The 14,524-nt window shown below is 50.7% G+C and carries 28 protein-coding genes; all 28 read left to right on the top strand.

What is annotated here, in order from left to right:
* Positions 1-335 precede the first annotated feature (335 nt).
* Entirely contained in the window at positions 336-671 is a 336-nt protein-coding gene (gene rpsJ / locus GV64_RS21975) for a 30S ribosomal protein S10 (RefSeq protein WP_020582417.1), read from the top strand.
* A gap of 103 nt (positions 672-774) precedes the next feature.
* Positions 775-1,422 (top strand): 50S ribosomal protein L3, encoded by a 648-nt coding sequence (gene rplC, locus GV64_RS21970; protein ID WP_033402997.1) that lies wholly within the window; start codon positions 775-777, stop codon positions 1,420-1,422.
* A 12-nt stretch (positions 1,423-1,434) separates the two neighbouring features.
* Positions 1,435-2,037 carry a 50S ribosomal protein L4 gene (gene rplD, locus GV64_RS21965; RefSeq protein ID WP_034844459.1) on the top strand — a complete coding sequence of 201 codons (603 nt, stop codon included), beginning with the start codon at positions 1,435-1,437 and terminating at the stop codon, positions 2,035-2,037.
* Positions 2,034-2,330: a 50S ribosomal protein L23 gene (gene rplW / locus GV64_RS21960; protein WP_020582414.1), complete on the top strand. Its 297-nt coding sequence runs from the start codon at positions 2,034-2,036 to the stop codon at positions 2,328-2,330. The genes rplD and rplW overlap by 4 nt, the downstream gene beginning before the upstream one ends.
* A gap of 11 nt (positions 2,331-2,341) precedes the next feature.
* The gene (gene rplB, locus GV64_RS21955; RefSeq protein WP_020582413.1) at positions 2,342-3,169 is read left to right on the top strand and encodes a 50S ribosomal protein L2; all 828 of its coding nucleotides are present in this window, start codon (positions 2,342-2,344) and stop codon (positions 3,167-3,169) included.
* Positions 3,170-3,187: 18 nt separating this feature from the next.
* On the top strand, positions 3,188-3,466 hold the full coding sequence (gene rpsS, locus GV64_RS21950; RefSeq protein ID WP_020582412.1) for a 30S ribosomal protein S19: 279 nt from the start codon (positions 3,188-3,190) through the stop codon (positions 3,464-3,466).
* A gap of 12 nt (positions 3,467-3,478) precedes the next feature.
* The gene (gene rplV / locus GV64_RS21945; protein WP_020582411.1) at positions 3,479-3,814 is read left to right on the top strand and encodes a 50S ribosomal protein L22; all 336 of its coding nucleotides are present in this window, start codon (positions 3,479-3,481) and stop codon (positions 3,812-3,814) included.
* An 11-nt stretch (positions 3,815-3,825) separates the two neighbouring features.
* Positions 3,826-4,527, top strand: a complete 702-nt coding sequence (gene rpsC, locus GV64_RS21940; RefSeq protein ID WP_020582410.1) for a 30S ribosomal protein S3 — start codon at positions 3,826-3,828, stop codon at positions 4,525-4,527.
* An 11-nt stretch (positions 4,528-4,538) separates the two neighbouring features.
* Positions 4,539-4,952, top strand: a complete 414-nt coding sequence (rplP, locus tag GV64_RS21935) for a 50S ribosomal protein L16 (protein WP_020582409.1) — start codon at positions 4,539-4,541, stop codon at positions 4,950-4,952.
* The gene (rpmC, locus tag GV64_RS21930; protein ID WP_020582408.1) at positions 4,952-5,143 is read left to right on the top strand and encodes a 50S ribosomal protein L29; all 192 of its coding nucleotides are present in this window, start codon (positions 4,952-4,954) and stop codon (positions 5,141-5,143) included. The genes rplP and rpmC overlap by 1 nt, the downstream gene beginning before the upstream one ends.
* Before the next feature lies 1 nt (position 5,144).
* Positions 5,145-5,408, top strand: coding sequence for a 30S ribosomal protein S17 (gene rpsQ, locus GV64_RS21925; protein WP_020582407.1), 264 nt, complete (start codon positions 5,145-5,147; stop codon positions 5,406-5,408).
* 127 nt (positions 5,409-5,535) lie between these two features.
* Complete coding sequence (gene rplN, locus GV64_RS21920; RefSeq protein WP_020582406.1) at positions 5,536-5,904, top strand: 50S ribosomal protein L14; 369 nt, start codon at positions 5,536-5,538, stop codon at positions 5,902-5,904.
* 12 nt (positions 5,905-5,916) lie between these two features.
* Complete coding sequence (rplX, locus tag GV64_RS21915) at positions 5,917-6,234, top strand: 50S ribosomal protein L24 (protein WP_020582405.1); 318 nt, start codon at positions 5,917-5,919, stop codon at positions 6,232-6,234.
* Between the two features lie 10 nt (positions 6,235-6,244).
* Positions 6,245-6,784: a 50S ribosomal protein L5 gene (rplE, locus tag GV64_RS21910; RefSeq protein ID WP_020582404.1), complete on the top strand. Its 540-nt coding sequence runs from the start codon at positions 6,245-6,247 to the stop codon at positions 6,782-6,784.
* Positions 6,785-6,800: 16 nt separating this feature from the next.
* Entirely contained in the window at positions 6,801-7,106 is a 306-nt protein-coding gene (gene rpsN, locus GV64_RS21905; RefSeq protein ID WP_020582403.1) for a 30S ribosomal protein S14, read from the top strand.
* Positions 7,107-7,135: 29 nt separating this feature from the next.
* Complete coding sequence (rpsH, locus tag GV64_RS21900; protein ID WP_020582402.1) at positions 7,136-7,528, top strand: 30S ribosomal protein S8; 393 nt, start codon at positions 7,136-7,138, stop codon at positions 7,526-7,528.
* Between the two features lie 12 nt (positions 7,529-7,540).
* A complete protein-coding gene (gene rplF, locus GV64_RS21895) occupies positions 7,541-8,074 on the top strand; it encodes a 50S ribosomal protein L6 (RefSeq protein WP_020582401.1) in 534 nt (177 codons plus the stop codon).
* A 14-nt stretch (positions 8,075-8,088) separates the two neighbouring features.
* Positions 8,089-8,439 carry a 50S ribosomal protein L18 gene (gene rplR / locus GV64_RS21890; RefSeq protein ID WP_020582400.1) on the top strand — a complete coding sequence of 117 codons (351 nt, stop codon included), beginning with the start codon at positions 8,089-8,091 and terminating at the stop codon, positions 8,437-8,439.
* Positions 8,440-8,450: 11 nt separating this feature from the next.
* Positions 8,451-8,960, top strand: coding sequence for a 30S ribosomal protein S5 (gene rpsE, locus GV64_RS21885; protein WP_020582399.1), 510 nt, complete (start codon positions 8,451-8,453; stop codon positions 8,958-8,960).
* 3 nt (positions 8,961-8,963) lie between these two features.
* Positions 8,964-9,149, top strand: coding sequence for a 50S ribosomal protein L30 (gene rpmD, locus GV64_RS21880; RefSeq protein ID WP_020582398.1), 186 nt, complete (start codon positions 8,964-8,966; stop codon positions 9,147-9,149).
* A 1-nt stretch (position 9,150) separates the two neighbouring features.
* Positions 9,151-9,585 (top strand): 50S ribosomal protein L15, encoded by a 435-nt coding sequence (rplO, locus tag GV64_RS21875; protein ID WP_020582397.1) that lies wholly within the window; start codon positions 9,151-9,153, stop codon positions 9,583-9,585.
* The gene (gene secY, locus GV64_RS21870; RefSeq protein WP_020582396.1) at positions 9,586-10,908 is read left to right on the top strand and encodes a preprotein translocase subunit SecY; all 1,323 of its coding nucleotides are present in this window, start codon (positions 9,586-9,588) and stop codon (positions 10,906-10,908) included.
* Positions 10,909-10,939: 31 nt separating this feature from the next.
* Positions 10,940-11,053, top strand: coding sequence for a 50S ribosomal protein L36 (rpmJ, locus tag GV64_RS24520; RefSeq protein WP_081622108.1), 114 nt, complete (start codon positions 10,940-10,942; stop codon positions 11,051-11,053).
* A 348-nt stretch (positions 11,054-11,401) separates the two neighbouring features.
* Complete coding sequence (gene rpsM / locus GV64_RS21865; RefSeq protein WP_020582395.1) at positions 11,402-11,758, top strand: 30S ribosomal protein S13; 357 nt, start codon at positions 11,402-11,404, stop codon at positions 11,756-11,758.
* 63 nt (positions 11,759-11,821) lie between these two features.
* The gene (rpsK, locus tag GV64_RS21860) at positions 11,822-12,211 is read left to right on the top strand and encodes a 30S ribosomal protein S11 (RefSeq protein ID WP_020582394.1); all 390 of its coding nucleotides are present in this window, start codon (positions 11,822-11,824) and stop codon (positions 12,209-12,211) included.
* A 15-nt stretch (positions 12,212-12,226) separates the two neighbouring features.
* Positions 12,227-12,847 carry a 30S ribosomal protein S4 gene (gene rpsD / locus GV64_RS21855; protein WP_020582393.1) on the top strand — a complete coding sequence of 207 codons (621 nt, stop codon included), beginning with the start codon at positions 12,227-12,229 and terminating at the stop codon, positions 12,845-12,847.
* A 31-nt stretch (positions 12,848-12,878) separates the two neighbouring features.
* On the top strand, positions 12,879-13,880 hold the full coding sequence (locus GV64_RS21850) for a DNA-directed RNA polymerase subunit alpha (protein ID WP_020582392.1): 1,002 nt from the start codon (positions 12,879-12,881) through the stop codon (positions 13,878-13,880).
* 68 nt (positions 13,881-13,948) lie between these two features.
* Positions 13,949-14,335, top strand: coding sequence for a 50S ribosomal protein L17 (gene rplQ, locus GV64_RS21845; protein ID WP_020582391.1), 387 nt, complete (start codon positions 13,949-13,951; stop codon positions 14,333-14,335).
* The last annotated feature ends 189 nt before the right edge of the window (positions 14,336-14,524 follow it).

The following is a 14,524-nucleotide window of genomic DNA, read 5'->3' as shown; positions in this document are numbered from 1 at the left end:
AAGATTTGCCAATGGCTATATGAACATTGAGCTCGCGTTAATATCTATCAACCTGCCTTGTTCCTTGTATAAATGCTTTGAGTTGGCGAGGGTTGCATGATTCTGGGTAAGCATCCTGCTCATTTAACTTCAGATACTCCTTATACATTTTACCGACTGGTGAAAGGTATGATGCCCGCCAGATAAAATGACATTCTACATTTCCAAATAGCAAAAACTTGTTTGAACGCTTGTGTTGACAGCGGGTTTTGTGGTTAGTAGAATTTCGCGTCCTTTTGTCTCGGTGACATTGATCGCCGGACTTTGTTCTTTATAGATGCCATGGTTAGAACAAGATGAGCCAACAATCAAAGCAATCCGGACAGGCGCAGCAGATTCGCATTCGCCTGAAAGCTTTTGACCATCGCCTGATTGATCAGTCTACGCAGGAAATCGTTGATACTGCGAAGAGAACTGGTGCCCAGGTGCGTGGTCCAATCCCTCTGCCAACCCGAAAAGAACGTTTTACAGTTCTGATTTCTCCTCACGTAAACAAAGATGCGCGTGATCAGTATGAAATCCGTACTCATAAGCGTCTTCTCGACATTATCGAGCCCACCGAAAAAACTGTAGACGCACTGATGAAGCTGGATCTGGCAGCCGGCGTTGAAGTGCAGATTAGTCTCGGTTGATTGCGGCCACGGGCGCCATATCAAAGTGTGCACACTTTTGTGTAACAGCTCTGAAGATGAGCGGCCATAGTGGGTATTAGCCCCGTACACGAGAGAGGATGAAATGACTAAAACTAAAATTGGTTTAGTCGGAAAGAAACGCGGTATGACCCGTGTTTTCACCGAAGACGGTGCTTCCATTCCAGTTACCGTAATTGAAGTAGACCCAAACCGCGTTACTCAGGTTAAGAGCCTGGAAACCGATGGGTATGCAGCGATTCAGGTGACTTCTGGTAGCAAGAAAAGCAGTCGTCTTAGTAAGCCGGCAGCTGGCCACTTCGCCAAAGCAGGCGTTGAAGCTGGTTCTGGTCTCTGGGAATTCCGTATCGACGCTGACGCTGAATACAAAGCGGGCGACGTGATCGGAGTAGACCTGTTTGAACAGGGTCAGATGGTAGATGTTACTGGTCAGTCCAAGGGTAAGGGGTTTCAGGGCGTAATCAAGCGCTACAACTTCCGTATGCAGGACGCGACTCACGGTAACTCTCTGTCTCACCGTGCACCTGGCTCTATTGGTCAGTGTCAGACGCCTGGTCGGGTCTTCAAAGGCAAGAAAATGGCTGGACATATGGGCGCTGAGAAAGTGACCGTACAGTCTCTGGAAATCGTTCGTGTTGATGGCGAACGTAACCTGCTGCTGATTAAGGGCGCAGTACCTGGTGCTACCGGTGCTGACGTAGTTGTTCGTCCAGCAGTTAAAGCTCGTGCCTGAGGGGATTAGACGATGGAACTGAAGGTAAACGGTGCAGAGGCTGTTCAGGTCTCAGACGTGACGTTCGGTACTGAATTCAACGAAACCCTGGTTCACCAGGCAGTAGTTGCATTTATGGCCGGTGCGCGTCAGGGTACCAGAGCTCAGAAAAACCGCAGCGACGTAAGTGGCGGTGGTCGTAAGCCCTGGCGTCAAAAAGGTTCCGGTCGTGCACGCGCCGGTACCATCCGTAGCCCACTGTGGCGCGGGGGCGGCAAGACTTTTGCTGCCAAACCACAGAATCATGCTCAAAAGCTGAACAAGAAGATGTACCGCGCAGCACTGCGCTCCATCTTGTCTGAGCTGGTTCGTCAGGAGCGTCTGGTGGTGGTTGAGCAGTTCTCTGTTGAATCTCCAAAGACAAAGCTGGTTGTTGCCAAGCTGAATGAACTGAACGCTAACGGCGCGTTGATCGTGTCTGAAGAAGTGGATCAGAACATCTATCTGGCTGCTCGTAACATTCCTTATGTGGATGTTCGTGATGTGCAGGGTATTGATCCGGTTAGCCTGGTTGCTCACGACAAAGTTGTGATGACTGTAGCTGCCATCAAGAAGTTCGAGGAGATGCTGGGATGAACCAGGAACGTATTTATAAAGTTCTGCTTGGTCCGCACATTTCCGAGAAGGCCACTGTCGTTGCTGAAGAGCACAATCAGTACGTCTTCAAGGTAGCTAAGGACGCAACCAAGCTCGAGATCAAAAAAGCTGTTGAGCAGCTGTTTGAAGTCAGCGTTAAAGCTGTCAGGACTGCCGTTGTTAAGGGTAAGACTAAGCGCACTCGTTTTGGTATGGGCCAACGCTCAGACTGGAAAAAGGCCTACGTCAGCCTGGAGCAAGGTCAGGAAATTGACTTCGCGGACGCGGAATAAGGAGCTAGAGAATGGCAGTTATCAAATGCAAGCCGACTTCTCCAGGTCGCCGCTTCGTTGTCAAGGTAGTTAACCCTGACCTCCACAAAGGCCGTCCTTACGCGCCTCTGCTGGAAAAGAAAGGCAAAACTGGTGGTCGCAACAATGCTGGTCGTATCACTACCCGTCATCGTGGTGGTGGTCACAAGCAGCACTACCGTCTGGTAGATTTCCGTCGCAACAAGGATGGCATTCCAGCTATCGTTGAGCGTCTGGAATACGATCCAAACCGTACTGCGCACATCGCCCTGTTGAAATACATGGATGGTGAGCGTCGCTACATTATTGCACCTAAAGGTGTGAAAGCCGGTGATGAGCTTTTCTCCGGTGTTGATGCCCCTATCAAGGCGGGTAATACATTGCCACTGCGCAATATCCCCCAGGGTTCCATCGTTCACTGTGTAGAAATGAAACCTGGCAAAGGCGCTCAGATGATCCGTAGTGCGGGTACATCTGCTCAGCTGGTCGCTCGTGATGGTGCATATGTCACCCTGCGTCTGCGTTCCGGTGAGATGCGTAAAGTTCTGGCTGACTGTCGTGCCACTCTGGGTGAAGTCTGCAACAGTGAGCACAATCTGCGCTCTCTGGGTAAGGCTGGTGCCAAGCGCTGGCGTGGTGTTCGTCCGACCGTTCGTGGTGTTGCCATGAACCCGGTAGATCACCCACACGGTGGTGGTGAAGGTCGTACTTCCGGTGGACGTCATCCTGTGACGCCATGGGGTGTTCCGACTAAGGGTCGTAAGACTCGTTCCAACAAGCGTACTGATAAAATGATCGTACGTCGTCGCAGCGCGAAGTAAGCCTAAGAGGATTCGACAGTGCCACGTTCTTTGAAAAAAGGCCCGTTTATCGATCTTCACCTGTTGAAGAAAGTCGAAGAAGCGGCTGATAGCGGCAACAAGCGTCCGATCAAAACTTGGTCGCGCCGCTCTATGATTATCCCAACCATGGTTGGTCTGACTCTGGCTGTTCATAACGGTCGTCAGCACGTGCCAGTCTTTGTTACTGAAGACATGGTTGGCCATAAGCTCGGCGAGTTTGCTGCCACCCGCACCTATCGCGGTCACGCGGCGGACAAAAAGGCCAAGAAGCGCTAAGAGGGTTATGAAATGAAAGAAGTTGCTGCTATGCATAAAGGCGCTCGCATTTCTGCCCAGAAAGTGCGTCTGGTCGCTGACCAGATCCGCGGTAAGGCAGTTGGCGATGCGCTGGATCTTCTGAGCTACAGCCCTAAAAAAGCTGCAGTTCTGATTAAGAAAGTGCTTGAGTCTGCTGTTGCAAACGCTGAGCATAATGACGGCATGGATATCGATGAGCTGAAAGTGTCCACTGTCTTCGTTGACGAAGGCATGACCATGAAGCGTATTCGTCCTCGTGCCAAGGGACGCGCTGATCGCATTCTGAAGCGGTCTTGCCATATTACGGTTAAGGTTGCAGAAGTCTAAGGAGCGATCAGATGGGTCAGAAAGTACATCCTAATGGAATTCGCCTGGGCATCGTAAAGCCCCACCGTTCAGTCTGGTTTGCAGATGGCAGCGATTACGCTGACAAGCTGAATGCCGACTTGGCAGTGCGCAGTTTCATTGAGAAGAAGCTGAAAAATGCTTCAGTTAGTCGTGTTGATATCCAGCGTCCAGCGCAAAGCGCTCGCGTTACCATCCACACTGCTCGTCCGGGCATTGTGATCGGTAAGAAGGGTGAAGACGTTGAAAAGCTGCGTCAGGCTGTGTCCAAAATGATGGGCGTACCTGTGCATATCAACATTGAAGAGATTCGTAAGCCTGAACTGGATGCCATGCTGGTAGCCCAGAGCATCGCTAGCCAGCTGGAGCGTCGTGTGATGTTCCGTCGTGCTATGAAGCGCTCTGTGCAGAATGCAATGCGTCTGGGTGCCAAGGGCATCAAAATTCAGTTGAGCGGTCGTCTTGGTGGTGCTGAAATCGCGCGTACTGAATGGTATCGTGAAGGTCGTGTTCCACTGCACACTCTGCGTGCAGACATCGACTATGCACATTACGAAGCGCTGACCACTTACGGTATTCTGGGTGTGAAGGTCTGGATCTTTAAGGGTGAAGTTATCGGTGGCATGGCGCCAACCGTTGAGGCCCCTAAAGAGCAGCCAGCTCGTCGTCCTAAGAAACGTCAGGCTAAGAGCTAAGGAGCGCGGAAATGTTACAGCCTAAGCGTACGAAATTTCGTAAGCAGCAAAAAGGCCGCAATCGTGGTCTGGCACTCCGCGGCTCCAAGGTTAGCTTCGGCGAATACGCATTGAAAGCAATCGGTCGTGGACGTATAACAGCTCGCCAGATTGAGGCGGCTCGTCGTGCCATGACCCGTCACATTAAACGTGGCGGTAAAATCTGGATCCGCGTCTTCCCTGACAAGCCGATTACCGGTAAGCCTCTTGAGGTTCGTCAGGGTAAAGGTAAGGGTAACGTGGAATACTGGGTGTGCCAGATTCAACCAGGTCGCGTTCTCTATGAGATGGAAGGTGTGTCCGAAGAGCTGGCTCGTGAAGCTTTTGCTCTTGCTGCAGCCAAGCTGCCGCTGGAAACTGCCTTCGTTAAGCGGAGCGTAATGTGATGAAAGCTGCTGAACTGCGTGAAAAGTCTGTAGAGGAGCTCAATACTGAGCTTCTCTCTCTGCTGCGGGATCAGTTTAACTTCCGTATGCAGAAAGCTACTGGCCAGCTCGGTCAGAGCCATCTGCTGAAGCAGGTTAAGCGCGACATCGCTCGTGTGAAAACCATCCTGAACCAAAAGGCAGGAGCATAAGATGGCTGAAGACAAGAAGGTCCGTACCCTGACCGGTAAGGTCGTGAGTGACAAGATGGATAAAACCGTCACTGTTCTCATTGAACGCCGGGTAAAGCATCCGCTCTACGGTAAAATCGTTAAGCGGTCCACCAAGTTGCACGCTCATGATGAAAACAACGAATGCCGTATGGGCGACGTTGTAACCATCAAAGAGACGCGTCCTCTGTCAAAGAGCAAGACGTTTGCGCTTGTATCTATTGATGAGCGTGCCACTCAGATCTAAGGCATTGGTGCTTTGGGCTTGAGTTAATGATGGCCGGTCCGGCAGGCTGTTAATCGGTCTGCAGGATCGGCTGTTTCTATGAAAGCCGGCAAGTACCCGTCTGCAGTTTGGGCTTGGAGAATAAGCAATGATCCAGACAGAAAGTCAACTCGAAGTCGCTGATAACAGCGGCGCCCGTCGAGTTCAGTGTATCAAGGTGCTGGGTGGATCCCATCGCCGTTACGCACACATCGGTGACATCATCAAAGTATCCGTAAAGGAAGCAATTCCTCGCGGTAAGGTCAAAAAAGGCCAGGTGATGAACGCTGTTGTTGTTCGTACCCGTAAAGGTGTTCGTCGTCCAGACGGTTCCCTGATCAAATTCGATAGCAATGCGGCCGTTCTTCTGAACGCTAACCTGCAGCCTATCGGTACCCGTATCTTTGGACCAGTGACTCGTGAACTGCGCGGTGAGCAGTTCATGAAGATTATCTCACTGGCCCCAGAAGTACTGTAACGGGAGCAGATCATGAAAAAGATCCGTCGTGATGACGAAGTCATCGTAATTGCCGGCAAGGACAAGGGTAAGCGCGGTAAAGTGCAAACCGTTCGTGCTGACGGCAAGCTGATTGTTTCTGGCATCAATATGATGAAGAAGCATCAGAAGCCTAACCCGATGCTGGGCACCCCTGGTGGAATCGTTGAGAAAGAAGCTGCTATCCAAGCTTCTAACGTTGCGGTTCTGAACCCTGAAACCAACAAGGCTGATCGTGTTGGCTTTACCATCTCTGAAGAAGGTAAAAAACAGCGCGTATTCAAGTCTAACGGCAAGCCTGTTGACGCGTAAGGGGTGAAAAATGGCGAATTTTAAAACCAAATATCGTGAAGAAATTCTGCCTAAGCTCAAAGAAGAGCTGGGTGTGAAGAATGTTCACGAAGTACCTCGCATCACTAAAATCACTCTGAACATGGGTGTGGGTGAAGCGATCGGTGACAAGAAGGTCATCGAGCATGCTGTTGCTGATATGGAAAAAATTGCCGGTCAGAAAGCAGTAGTGACTAAAGCGCGTAACTCTGTTGCAGGCTTTAAGGTCCGTGAAGGCTGGCCAATCGGTGTTAAAGTGACTCTGCGTAGCGATCGCATGTATGAGTTTCTTGAGCGTCTGGTTGACATTGCTCTGCCACGTGTACGTGACTTCCGCGGTCTGAGCCCTAAGTCTTTTGACGGTCGTGGCAACTACAGCATGGGTGTTAAAGAGCAGATCATCTTCCCAGAAGTTGATTATGATAAAATCGACACTCTTCGCGGTCTGGACATTACTCTGACCACTACTGCCAAGAATGACGATGAAGGCCGCGCTTTGCTGAAGGCTTTCAACTTCCCATTCCGTAACTGAAGCAGGTACGAGTTTTATGGCAAAGATATCCATGAAGCAGCGGGAGTTGAAGCGTCAGCAAACCGTTGCTAAATATGCGCAAAAGCGTGCACAGCTGAAAGCTGTGATCAAGAATCCTAACAGCACTGAAGATGAGCGTTGGGATGCACAGGTTGCACTGCAGAAGCAGCCACGTGATGCCAGCAAGGCGCGTCTGCGTAACCGTTGCCGCATTACTGGTCGTCCTCATGGCGTTCTGCGCAAGTTCGGCCTGAGCCGTATCAAGCTGCGTGAAGCCGCCATGCGTGGTGATGTTCCAGGTCTGGTTAAGGCCAGCTGGTAAGCGCATTTCATCTTCAGGAGATATAGATAATGAGTATGCAGGACCCGTTAGCAGATATGCTAACTCGTATCCGTAATGCCCAAATGGCAGAGCACGCCTCTGTCAGCATGCCATCTTCCAAAATCAAGGCTGCAGTAGCAGCGGTTTTGAAGGATGAGGGTTTTATCGCTGACTATAAAGTTGCCGGTGAAACTAAAGCTGAGCTGGTCATTGAATTGAAATACTTCGAAGGCAGACCTGTCATCGAAAACCTGAAGCGTGCTAGTCGTCCAGGTCTGCGTGCATACGCTGGCAAGGAAGCACTGCCAAAGGTTAACGGTGGTCTGGGTATCGCTATTGTTTCTACCAACAAAGGTGTAATGACCGATCGTGCTGCTCGTGCAGCCGGTGTTGGTGGTGAAGTTCTCTGCACTGTGTTCTAAGGGAGGGGTAATATGTCTCGAGTAGCCAAAAGCCCTGTTGCTATCCCTGCTGGTGTAGAGATTAAGCGCAATGGCCAGATCCTGGTAATCAAAGGATCTAAGGGGCAACTGGAACTTAGCGTTCACGCTAATGTCGAAGTGGCTCAGGAAGAAAACGTTCTGACGTTTGCTCCACGTGATGGTGCTAAGCACTCTCGTGCTTTGGCGGGTACTACCCGTGCACTGGTTAACAACATGGTGACTGGTGTTACTGCAGGTTTCGAGAAGAAGCTGCAGCTGGTCGGTGTTGGTTATCGTGCACAGGCTAAGGGTACCACCCTGACTTTGAACCTGGGCTTCTCTCATCCGGTTGAGTACGCTCTGCCGGCGGGTGTGACAGCAGAAACGCCTACCCAGACTGAAATCCTGGTAAGAGGGATTGACAAGCAGTTGGTAGGGCAGGTTGCTGCGGAAATTCGTGAATTCCGTCGTCCTGAGCCTTATAAGGGCAAGGGTGTTCGCTATGCTGACGAACGTGTTCGTCGCAAAGAAGCCAAGAAGAAATAAGGTAGGGTGAGATCATGATGGATAAGAAATCTTCTCGCCTGCGTCGTGCCCTTCGTGCAAGGGTTAAGATGCGTGAACTGGGTGCTGTTCGTCTGAGCATCCATCGTACGCCTCGCCACATCTATGCGCAGGTCATCGCTCCACAGGGCGACAAAGTGTTGGCAACTGCCTCCACTGTTGAAAAAGAGCTGCGTAGCGATGCTACCGGTAATGTTGATGCTGCCAAAAAAGTGGGTGCTCTGATTGCTGAGCGCGCCAAGGCTGCAGGTGTGACCAAGGTGGCGTTTGACCGCTCTGGTTTCAAATATCACGGTCGTGTAAAGGCGCTTGCCGATGCTGCCCGTGATGCCGGACTGGAATTCTGAGGGTAGGCGTCATGGCAAGAGATGATCGTAAAAGTAACAACGACGAAGGTTTGATTGAGAAGCTGGTACAGGTTAACCGAGTAGCCAAAGTGGTGAAAGGTGGTCGTATCTTCGGCTTCACAGCGCTGACTGTTGTTGGTGACGGTAAGGGTAAGGTTGGCTTTGGTCGCGGTAAAGCCCGTGAAGTGCCAGTTGCAATCCAGAAGGCTATGGAAGCTGCCCGTCGCAACATGATTAATGTTGACCTGAATGGCGACACCCTGCAGTACCCAGTGAAGGCGCGTCATGGTGCTTCCAAGGTTTACATGCAGCCTGCATCTGCTGGTACTGGTGTAATCGCCGGTGGTGCTATGCGTGCGGTTCTGGAAGTTGCTGGTGTACACAACGTACTGGCCAAGTGCTACGGTTCTACCAATCCGGTAAACGTGGTTCGTGCTACTTTCAATGGTCTGCGCGATATGCGTTCTCCTGAAGGTATTGCTGCCAAGCGTGGCAAAGCGGTTGAGGACATCCTGGGGTAAGTCATGGCTAAGAAGATGATCAAAGTGACGCTCTTGAAGAGCACCAGCGGTCGCCTCGAAAGCCATAAGGCTTGCGTACGGGGTTTGGGCCTGCGTCGTATCAGACACACTGTTGAAGTGGAAGACACTCCAGCGGTTCGTGGCATGATCAACAAGGTTTCCTACCTTGTCCGGGTAGAAGGAGAATAATATGCGTTTGAATACTCTGAGCCCGGCTGAAGGTAGCCGCAAAGAGGGTAAGCGCGTAGGTCGTGGCATTGGCTCCGGCCTGGGCAAGACCTGTGGTCGTGGTCATAAAGGCCAGAAGTCCCGTTCCGGTGGTTCTGTCAAGCCTGGTTTCGAAGGCGGTCAGCAGCCACTGCAGCGTCGTCTGCCAAAGTACGGCTTCACTTCCCGCAAAGCGCGCTTCACTGCTGAGATTCGTCTGCACGAACTGAGCAAGGTAGAGGCTGATGTTATCGACCTGACAGCACTGAAAGCTGCTGACCTGGTCGGCGGTAGCATCCAGCGTGCGAAAGTGGTACTGTCTGGCGAATTGGCTAAAGCAGTCACCATTAAAGGTCTGGCTGTTACCAAAGGCGCCCGTGCTGCGATTGAAGCTGCCGGTGGTAAGATCGAGGACTAAATGGCTAAGACATTACCTGTTGGGAATCAAAGCGGCTTAAACGAGCTTTGGTCTCGTGTTAAGTTCGTGTTTCTGGCGATCCTGGTATACAGGATCGGTGCGCACATCCCTGTGCCGGGCATCAATCCTGATGCGCTGGCTCGGATGTTTCAACAAAATGAAGGCACCATTCTGGGTCTGTTCAACATGTTCTCTGGCGGTGCGCTGGAGAGAATGTCGGTGCTGGCCCTTGGTATCATGCCTTATATTTCGGCGTCCATTATTGTTCAGTTGATGAGCGTAGTGAGTCCGCAGTTGGAGCAGCTCAAGAAGGAAGGTGAGTCCGGACGTCGCAAGATCAGCCAGTACACCCGCTACCTGACCGTAATCCTTGCCCTGGTTCAGGGTACTGGTATGACTGTCGGTCTGGCCAATCAGGGTGTCGCGTTCAGTACTGACATCGGCTTTTATGTTGTTGCCGTTGTTACATTTGTCACTGGTGCTGTCTTTATGATGTGGCTGGGTGAACAGGTGACTGAACGGGGGATCGGTAACGGTATTTCGATTCTCATCTTTGCAGGTATTGTCGCTGGTCTTCCAAGTGCGATTGTGCGGTCTTTCGAGTCCGCACGTCAGGGTGATGTTAATATCCTGATGTTGCTGGCCGTTGCTGTTCTGGCGGTTGCGATTATCGCATTTGTGGTCTTTATCGAACGGGGTCAGCGCCGGATTACTGTGAACTATGCCAAGCGTCAGCAAGGGCGTAAGGTGTTTGCGGCTCAAAGTAGTCACCTGCCTTTGAAAGTGAATATGGCCGGTGTTATCCCAGCTATTTTTGCTTCAAGCCTGTTGTTGTTCCCTGCGTCCATTGCGCAGTGGTTCGGTCAGGGTGAAGGTATGGGGTGGTTGCAGGAAATTGCTCTGGCGATGGGTCCGGGTCAGCCGTTGAACATCGTACTGTTCTCGGCAGGCATCATCTTTTTCTGCTTCTTCTACACTGCCCTGGTCTTTAATCCAAAAGATGTGGCAGATAATCTGAAGAAGTCAGGTGCATTTATCCCCGGGATTCGCCCTGGTGAGCAATCTGCACGCTATATCGATGGTGTCCTGACTCGCCTGACCATGTTCGGTGCTCTCTATATGACAGCAGTATGTCTGTTGCCACAGTTCCTGGTAGTTTCGGCAAACGTGCCATTCTATCTGGGTGGTACCAGTCTGTTGATCGTGGTAGTCGTGGTAATGGATACCATGGCGCAGGTGCAGTCGCATCTCATGTCGAATCAGTATGAGTCGCTGCTGAAGAAATCCAATCTTAAGGGCTATGGTGGTGGTCTGATCCGCTGATCCTGGTTCTGCAACGGTTGTGGAGTTAGTTATGAAAGTACGTGCGTCGGTTAAAAAAATCTGCCGCAACTGTAAGATCATTAAGCGTAAGGGTAATGTGCGCGTGATCTGTCAGGAGCCACGTCACAAACAGCGTCAGGGCTAATCATTTTTAGGAATCTACGGATTCTTTAATGACCCAGACTCTGGTCTAATGTGACCTTAGCTAAAAACAACCGTTCATGAATTTGTTCGTGAGCGGTTGTGTTTTATCGAAAGGAGGATTACAATTTCCGCCTTTCGACCTGATGGAAGTGTTTTGGTGCTTTGTTGTGATCAAAATGGTTCTGTCAGTATGAAAGCAGCCATCTCAGGGATATTGCAAAGGTTACTTTGTTCTCTGCTATGGTGACGTGCTTCGGTTCAATTAGTGCTCTTTTTGAAGCTTTGTAAAGAATCAAAGTGACCACTTAATAGCTGATGCACGGTTAAATGTAATAACGGAGACGATTGAATGGCCCGTATTGCTGGCGTCAACATTCCAGATAACAAACATGCCGTTATCTCGTTGACTTACATCTTTGGTATTGGTAAGACCACTGCTCAACAGTTGTGTGTTGCTACAGGCGTTAACCCGTCTGCCAAAGTATCTGATCTGAGCGAAGACCAGCTGGAAGCCCTGCGTGGTGAGGTTGCAAACCTTAACACTGAAGGTGACCTGCGTCGCGAAATCAGCATGAACATCAAGCGCCTGATGGACCTGGGTTGCTACCGTGGCCTTCGCCACCGTCGCAGTCTGCCGGTTCGTGGTCAGCGCTCGAAGACCAATGCTCGTACTCGTAAGGGTCCGCGTAAACCGATTCGTAAGTAAGAGCGTTGCATTTCTTTAAAGAAATTGAGCAACGATCTTTTTTAATACAGGATTTGTTCTGATATGGCAAAGCCAGGTACTCGTACACGTAAGAAAGTTAAAAAGTCGGTTGTGGATGGCATTGCCCATATTCACGCCTCTTTTAACAACACTATCGTGACAATTACCGACCGCCAGGGTAATGCATTGTCCTGGGCTACTGCCGGAGGCTCTGGCTTCCGTGGTTCCCGTAAAAGCACCCCGTTCGCTGCCCAGGTTGCAGCTGAGCGTGCTGGACGTGCTGCCGCTGAGTTCGGTCTGAAGAATTTGGACGTGAATGTTAAAGGGCCTGGTCCAGGCCGTGAATCCGCTGTACGCGCGCTCAACGCTTGTGGTTTCAAGATCAATAACATCACTGATGTTACCCCGATCCCACACAATGGTTGTCGTCCGCCCAAGAAGCGTCGTGTATAAGCAGGAGACCGGTAAATGGCTAGATATATAGGTCCTAAGTGCAAACTGTCTCGTCGTGAAGGCACCGATCTCTTTCTGAAGAGTGGTGTTCGTGCGCTCGAGTCAAAGTGCAAGGCAGAAAATGCGCCTGGTCAGCATGGCCAGCGTCGTGGTCGTCTTTCCGACTACGGTGTACAGCTTCGTGAGAAGCAGAAAGTTCGTCGTATCTACGGTGTACTGGAAAAGCAGTTCCGTAACTACTACAAGGAAGCTGACCGTCTGAAGGGTGCTACGGGTTCAAACCTGTTGCAACTTCTCGAGTCTCGCCTTGATAATGTGGTTTACCGCATGGGATTCGGTTCTACCCGTGCAGAAGCACGCCAGCTGGTCAGCCACAAAGCTGTCACGGTTAATGGTAAGACTGTAAATATTTCGTCTTACAAGGTTGCCCCCGGTGACGTAGTTGCCATTCGTGAGAAGGCTAAAAACCAGCTGCGTATCAATGCAGCCCTTGAACTTGCTGCTCAGCGTGGTTTTTCCACATGGGTAGAAGTTGATGCCACTAAGAAAGAAGGCGTCTTCAAGGTGCTGCCCGAGCGGAGTGATCTGGCGGCTGACATCAACGAAAGTTTGATCGTCGAGCTGTACTCCAAGTAAGGGATAGACAGTTAGGTGGGGTGTAACATCCATGCAGAATTCGGTTACTGAATTTCTAACTCCTCGACACATTGATGTTGAGGAAATCAGTCTGACACGGGCTAAGGTCACCCTGGAGCCGCTGGAACGTGGTTTTGGGCATACCTTAGGCAATGCCCTGCGTCGCATTCTTCTTTCTTCAATGCCCGGCTGTGCCGTGACTGAAGTTGAGATTGATGGCGTGCAGCATGAGTACAGTGCTATTGAAGGTGTTCAGGAAGACGTTATTGAAATCCTGCTCAACTTGAAAGGCCTGGCTATTCGCATGACTGGCCGTGACAGCGTTACTCTGACTCTGAGCAAAAAAGGTGAGGGTGTCGTCACAGCGGCTGACATCCAGCTGGATCACGATGTTGAAATTGTGAATCCTGATCATGTTATTGCCCACATGAATGACAAGGGCAATCTCAACATGAAACTGAAGATTGCTCGTGGTCGTGGGTATGAATCAGCCGACAGCCGCCGTCAGGATGAAGAGGAAACTCGCGCTATCGGCCGTCTGCAGTTGGATGCCACCTATAGCCCTGTATACCGTGTTTCCTATGTCGTAGAAAGTGCTCGTGTTGAGCAGCGTACTGACCTCGACAAGCTGGTTATTGATCTGGAAACCAATGGTACTCTGGATCCTGACGAAGCTATCCGTCGTGCTGCTACAATTCTACAGCAGCAGCTGGCTGTCTTTGTTGATCTGGAAGGTGAGTCCGAGCCTGAGCCTGTGAAGGAAGAAGATGAGGTTGATCCTATTCTTCTCCGCCCAGTTGATGATCTCGAACTGACTGTACGTAGTGCGAACTGTCTGAAGGCAGAGAACATCTACTACATTGGTGACCTGATTCAGCGCACAGAAGTTGAGTTGCTCAAGACCCCGAACCTGGGTAAGAAGTCCCTGACTGAAATCAAGGACGTTCTGGCCTCACGTGGTCTGAGCTTAGGTATGCGTCTCGACAACTGGCCACCTGCCAGTTTGAAGAGTGACGACAAGGTTTCTGCTTAATTGCAGCTGAGGGTTGCCACCGTTGAAGAAACAGAGGCAGCTCTCAGTAAGAAGAGGAAGTTTGTGCCATGCGTCATCGTAAGAGTGGCCGCAAGCTTAACCGGAACAGCTCTCATCGCAAAGCGATGTTCAAGAATATGGCTGCTTCCCTGGTTGAGCACGAAGTAATCAAGACAACACTGCCAAAGGCTAAAGAGCTACGTCGTGTTGCTGAACCGCTGATCACCCTGGCTAAGGAAGATAGCGTTGCTAACCGTCGGCTGGCGTTCGATCGTCTCCGTAACAAGGCTGTAGTTGGCAAGCTGTTTACTGATCTGGGTCCGCGTTTCAAAGAGCGTCCAGGCGGTTATATCCGTATCATCAAGTGCGGTTTCCGTCATGGTGATAACGCGCCTATGGCTTACGTTGAGTTGCTGGATCGTCCTGCTGTTGAAGCAGTAGAATCCGTAGACTAAGCATAAGTCAGATATAAAAAAGCCGGGATTATCCCGGCTTTTTTATTTATTGTACTGATCCCTCCTGAAGTCTTAATTTCAATTCCCAGCGTGTTCAGCGCACCTCACCCTTCGTAAAGTATTTAGAATCGCCTAAACATAGCTATTTTAACTTGGCATATGGCTAATTCTGGTTAATTTTGAACAATT

This window comes from Endozoicomonas elysicola, from assembly GCF_000710775.1.
GTDB classification, from domain to species: domain Bacteria; phylum Pseudomonadota; class Gammaproteobacteria; order Pseudomonadales; family Endozoicomonadaceae; genus Endozoicomonas; species Endozoicomonas elysicola.
The sequence above is the reverse complement of the archived record's forward strand: the minus strand, read 5'-3'. Positions and strand labels throughout refer to the sequence as shown.

What these genes read in the sequence shown, in the direction of transcription:
- rpsJ (WP_020582417.1), top strand. Translation starts at nt 336, where the DNA reads ATGAGCCAACAATCAAAGCAATCCGGACAGGCGCAGCAGATTCGCATT.
- rplC (WP_033402997.1), top strand. Translation starts at nt 775, where the DNA reads ATGACTAAAACTAAAATTGGTTTAGTCGGAAAGAAACGCGGTATGACC.
- rplD (WP_034844459.1), top strand. Translation starts at nt 1,435, where the DNA reads ATGGAACTGAAGGTAAACGGTGCAGAGGCTGTTCAGGTCTCAGACGTG.
- rplW (WP_020582414.1), top strand. Translation starts at nt 2,034, where the DNA reads ATGAACCAGGAACGTATTTATAAAGTTCTGCTTGGTCCGCACATTTCC.
- rplB (WP_020582413.1), top strand. Translation starts at nt 2,342, where the DNA reads ATGGCAGTTATCAAATGCAAGCCGACTTCTCCAGGTCGCCGCTTCGTT.
- rplV (WP_020582411.1), top strand. Translation starts at nt 3,479, where the DNA reads ATGAAAGAAGTTGCTGCTATGCATAAAGGCGCTCGCATTTCTGCCCAG.
- rpsC (WP_020582410.1), top strand. Translation starts at nt 3,826, where the DNA reads ATGGGTCAGAAAGTACATCCTAATGGAATTCGCCTGGGCATCGTAAAG.
- rplP (WP_020582409.1), top strand. Translation starts at nt 4,539, where the DNA reads ATGTTACAGCCTAAGCGTACGAAATTTCGTAAGCAGCAAAAAGGCCGC.
- rpmC (WP_020582408.1), top strand. Translation starts at nt 4,952, where the DNA reads ATGAAAGCTGCTGAACTGCGTGAAAAGTCTGTAGAGGAGCTCAATACT.
- rpsQ (WP_020582407.1), top strand. Translation starts at nt 5,145, where the DNA reads ATGGCTGAAGACAAGAAGGTCCGTACCCTGACCGGTAAGGTCGTGAGT.
- rplN (WP_020582406.1), top strand. Translation starts at nt 5,536, where the DNA reads ATGATCCAGACAGAAAGTCAACTCGAAGTCGCTGATAACAGCGGCGCC.
- rplX (WP_020582405.1), top strand. Translation starts at nt 5,917, where the DNA reads ATGAAAAAGATCCGTCGTGATGACGAAGTCATCGTAATTGCCGGCAAG.
- rplE (WP_020582404.1), top strand. Translation starts at nt 6,245, where the DNA reads ATGGCGAATTTTAAAACCAAATATCGTGAAGAAATTCTGCCTAAGCTC.
- rpsN (WP_020582403.1), top strand. Translation starts at nt 6,801, where the DNA reads ATGGCAAAGATATCCATGAAGCAGCGGGAGTTGAAGCGTCAGCAAACC.
- rpsH (WP_020582402.1), top strand. Translation starts at nt 7,136, where the DNA reads ATGAGTATGCAGGACCCGTTAGCAGATATGCTAACTCGTATCCGTAAT.
- rplF (WP_020582401.1), top strand. Translation starts at nt 7,541, where the DNA reads ATGTCTCGAGTAGCCAAAAGCCCTGTTGCTATCCCTGCTGGTGTAGAG.
- rplR (WP_020582400.1), top strand. Translation starts at nt 8,089, where the DNA reads ATGATGGATAAGAAATCTTCTCGCCTGCGTCGTGCCCTTCGTGCAAGG.
- rpsE (WP_020582399.1), top strand. Translation starts at nt 8,451, where the DNA reads ATGGCAAGAGATGATCGTAAAAGTAACAACGACGAAGGTTTGATTGAG.
- rpmD (WP_020582398.1), top strand. Translation starts at nt 8,964, where the DNA reads ATGGCTAAGAAGATGATCAAAGTGACGCTCTTGAAGAGCACCAGCGGT.
- rplO (WP_020582397.1), top strand. Translation starts at nt 9,151, where the DNA reads ATGCGTTTGAATACTCTGAGCCCGGCTGAAGGTAGCCGCAAAGAGGGT.
- secY (WP_020582396.1), top strand. Translation starts at nt 9,586, where the DNA reads ATGGCTAAGACATTACCTGTTGGGAATCAAAGCGGCTTAAACGAGCTT.
- rpmJ (WP_081622108.1), top strand. Translation starts at nt 10,940, where the DNA reads ATGAAAGTACGTGCGTCGGTTAAAAAAATCTGCCGCAACTGTAAGATC.
- rpsM (WP_020582395.1), top strand. Translation starts at nt 11,402, where the DNA reads ATGGCCCGTATTGCTGGCGTCAACATTCCAGATAACAAACATGCCGTT.
- rpsK (WP_020582394.1), top strand. Translation starts at nt 11,822, where the DNA reads ATGGCAAAGCCAGGTACTCGTACACGTAAGAAAGTTAAAAAGTCGGTT.
- rpsD (WP_020582393.1), top strand. Translation starts at nt 12,227, where the DNA reads ATGGCTAGATATATAGGTCCTAAGTGCAAACTGTCTCGTCGTGAAGGC.
- GV64_RS21850 (WP_020582392.1), top strand. Translation starts at nt 12,879, where the DNA reads ATGCAGAATTCGGTTACTGAATTTCTAACTCCTCGACACATTGATGTT.
- rplQ (WP_020582391.1), top strand. Translation starts at nt 13,949, where the DNA reads ATGCGTCATCGTAAGAGTGGCCGCAAGCTTAACCGGAACAGCTCTCAT.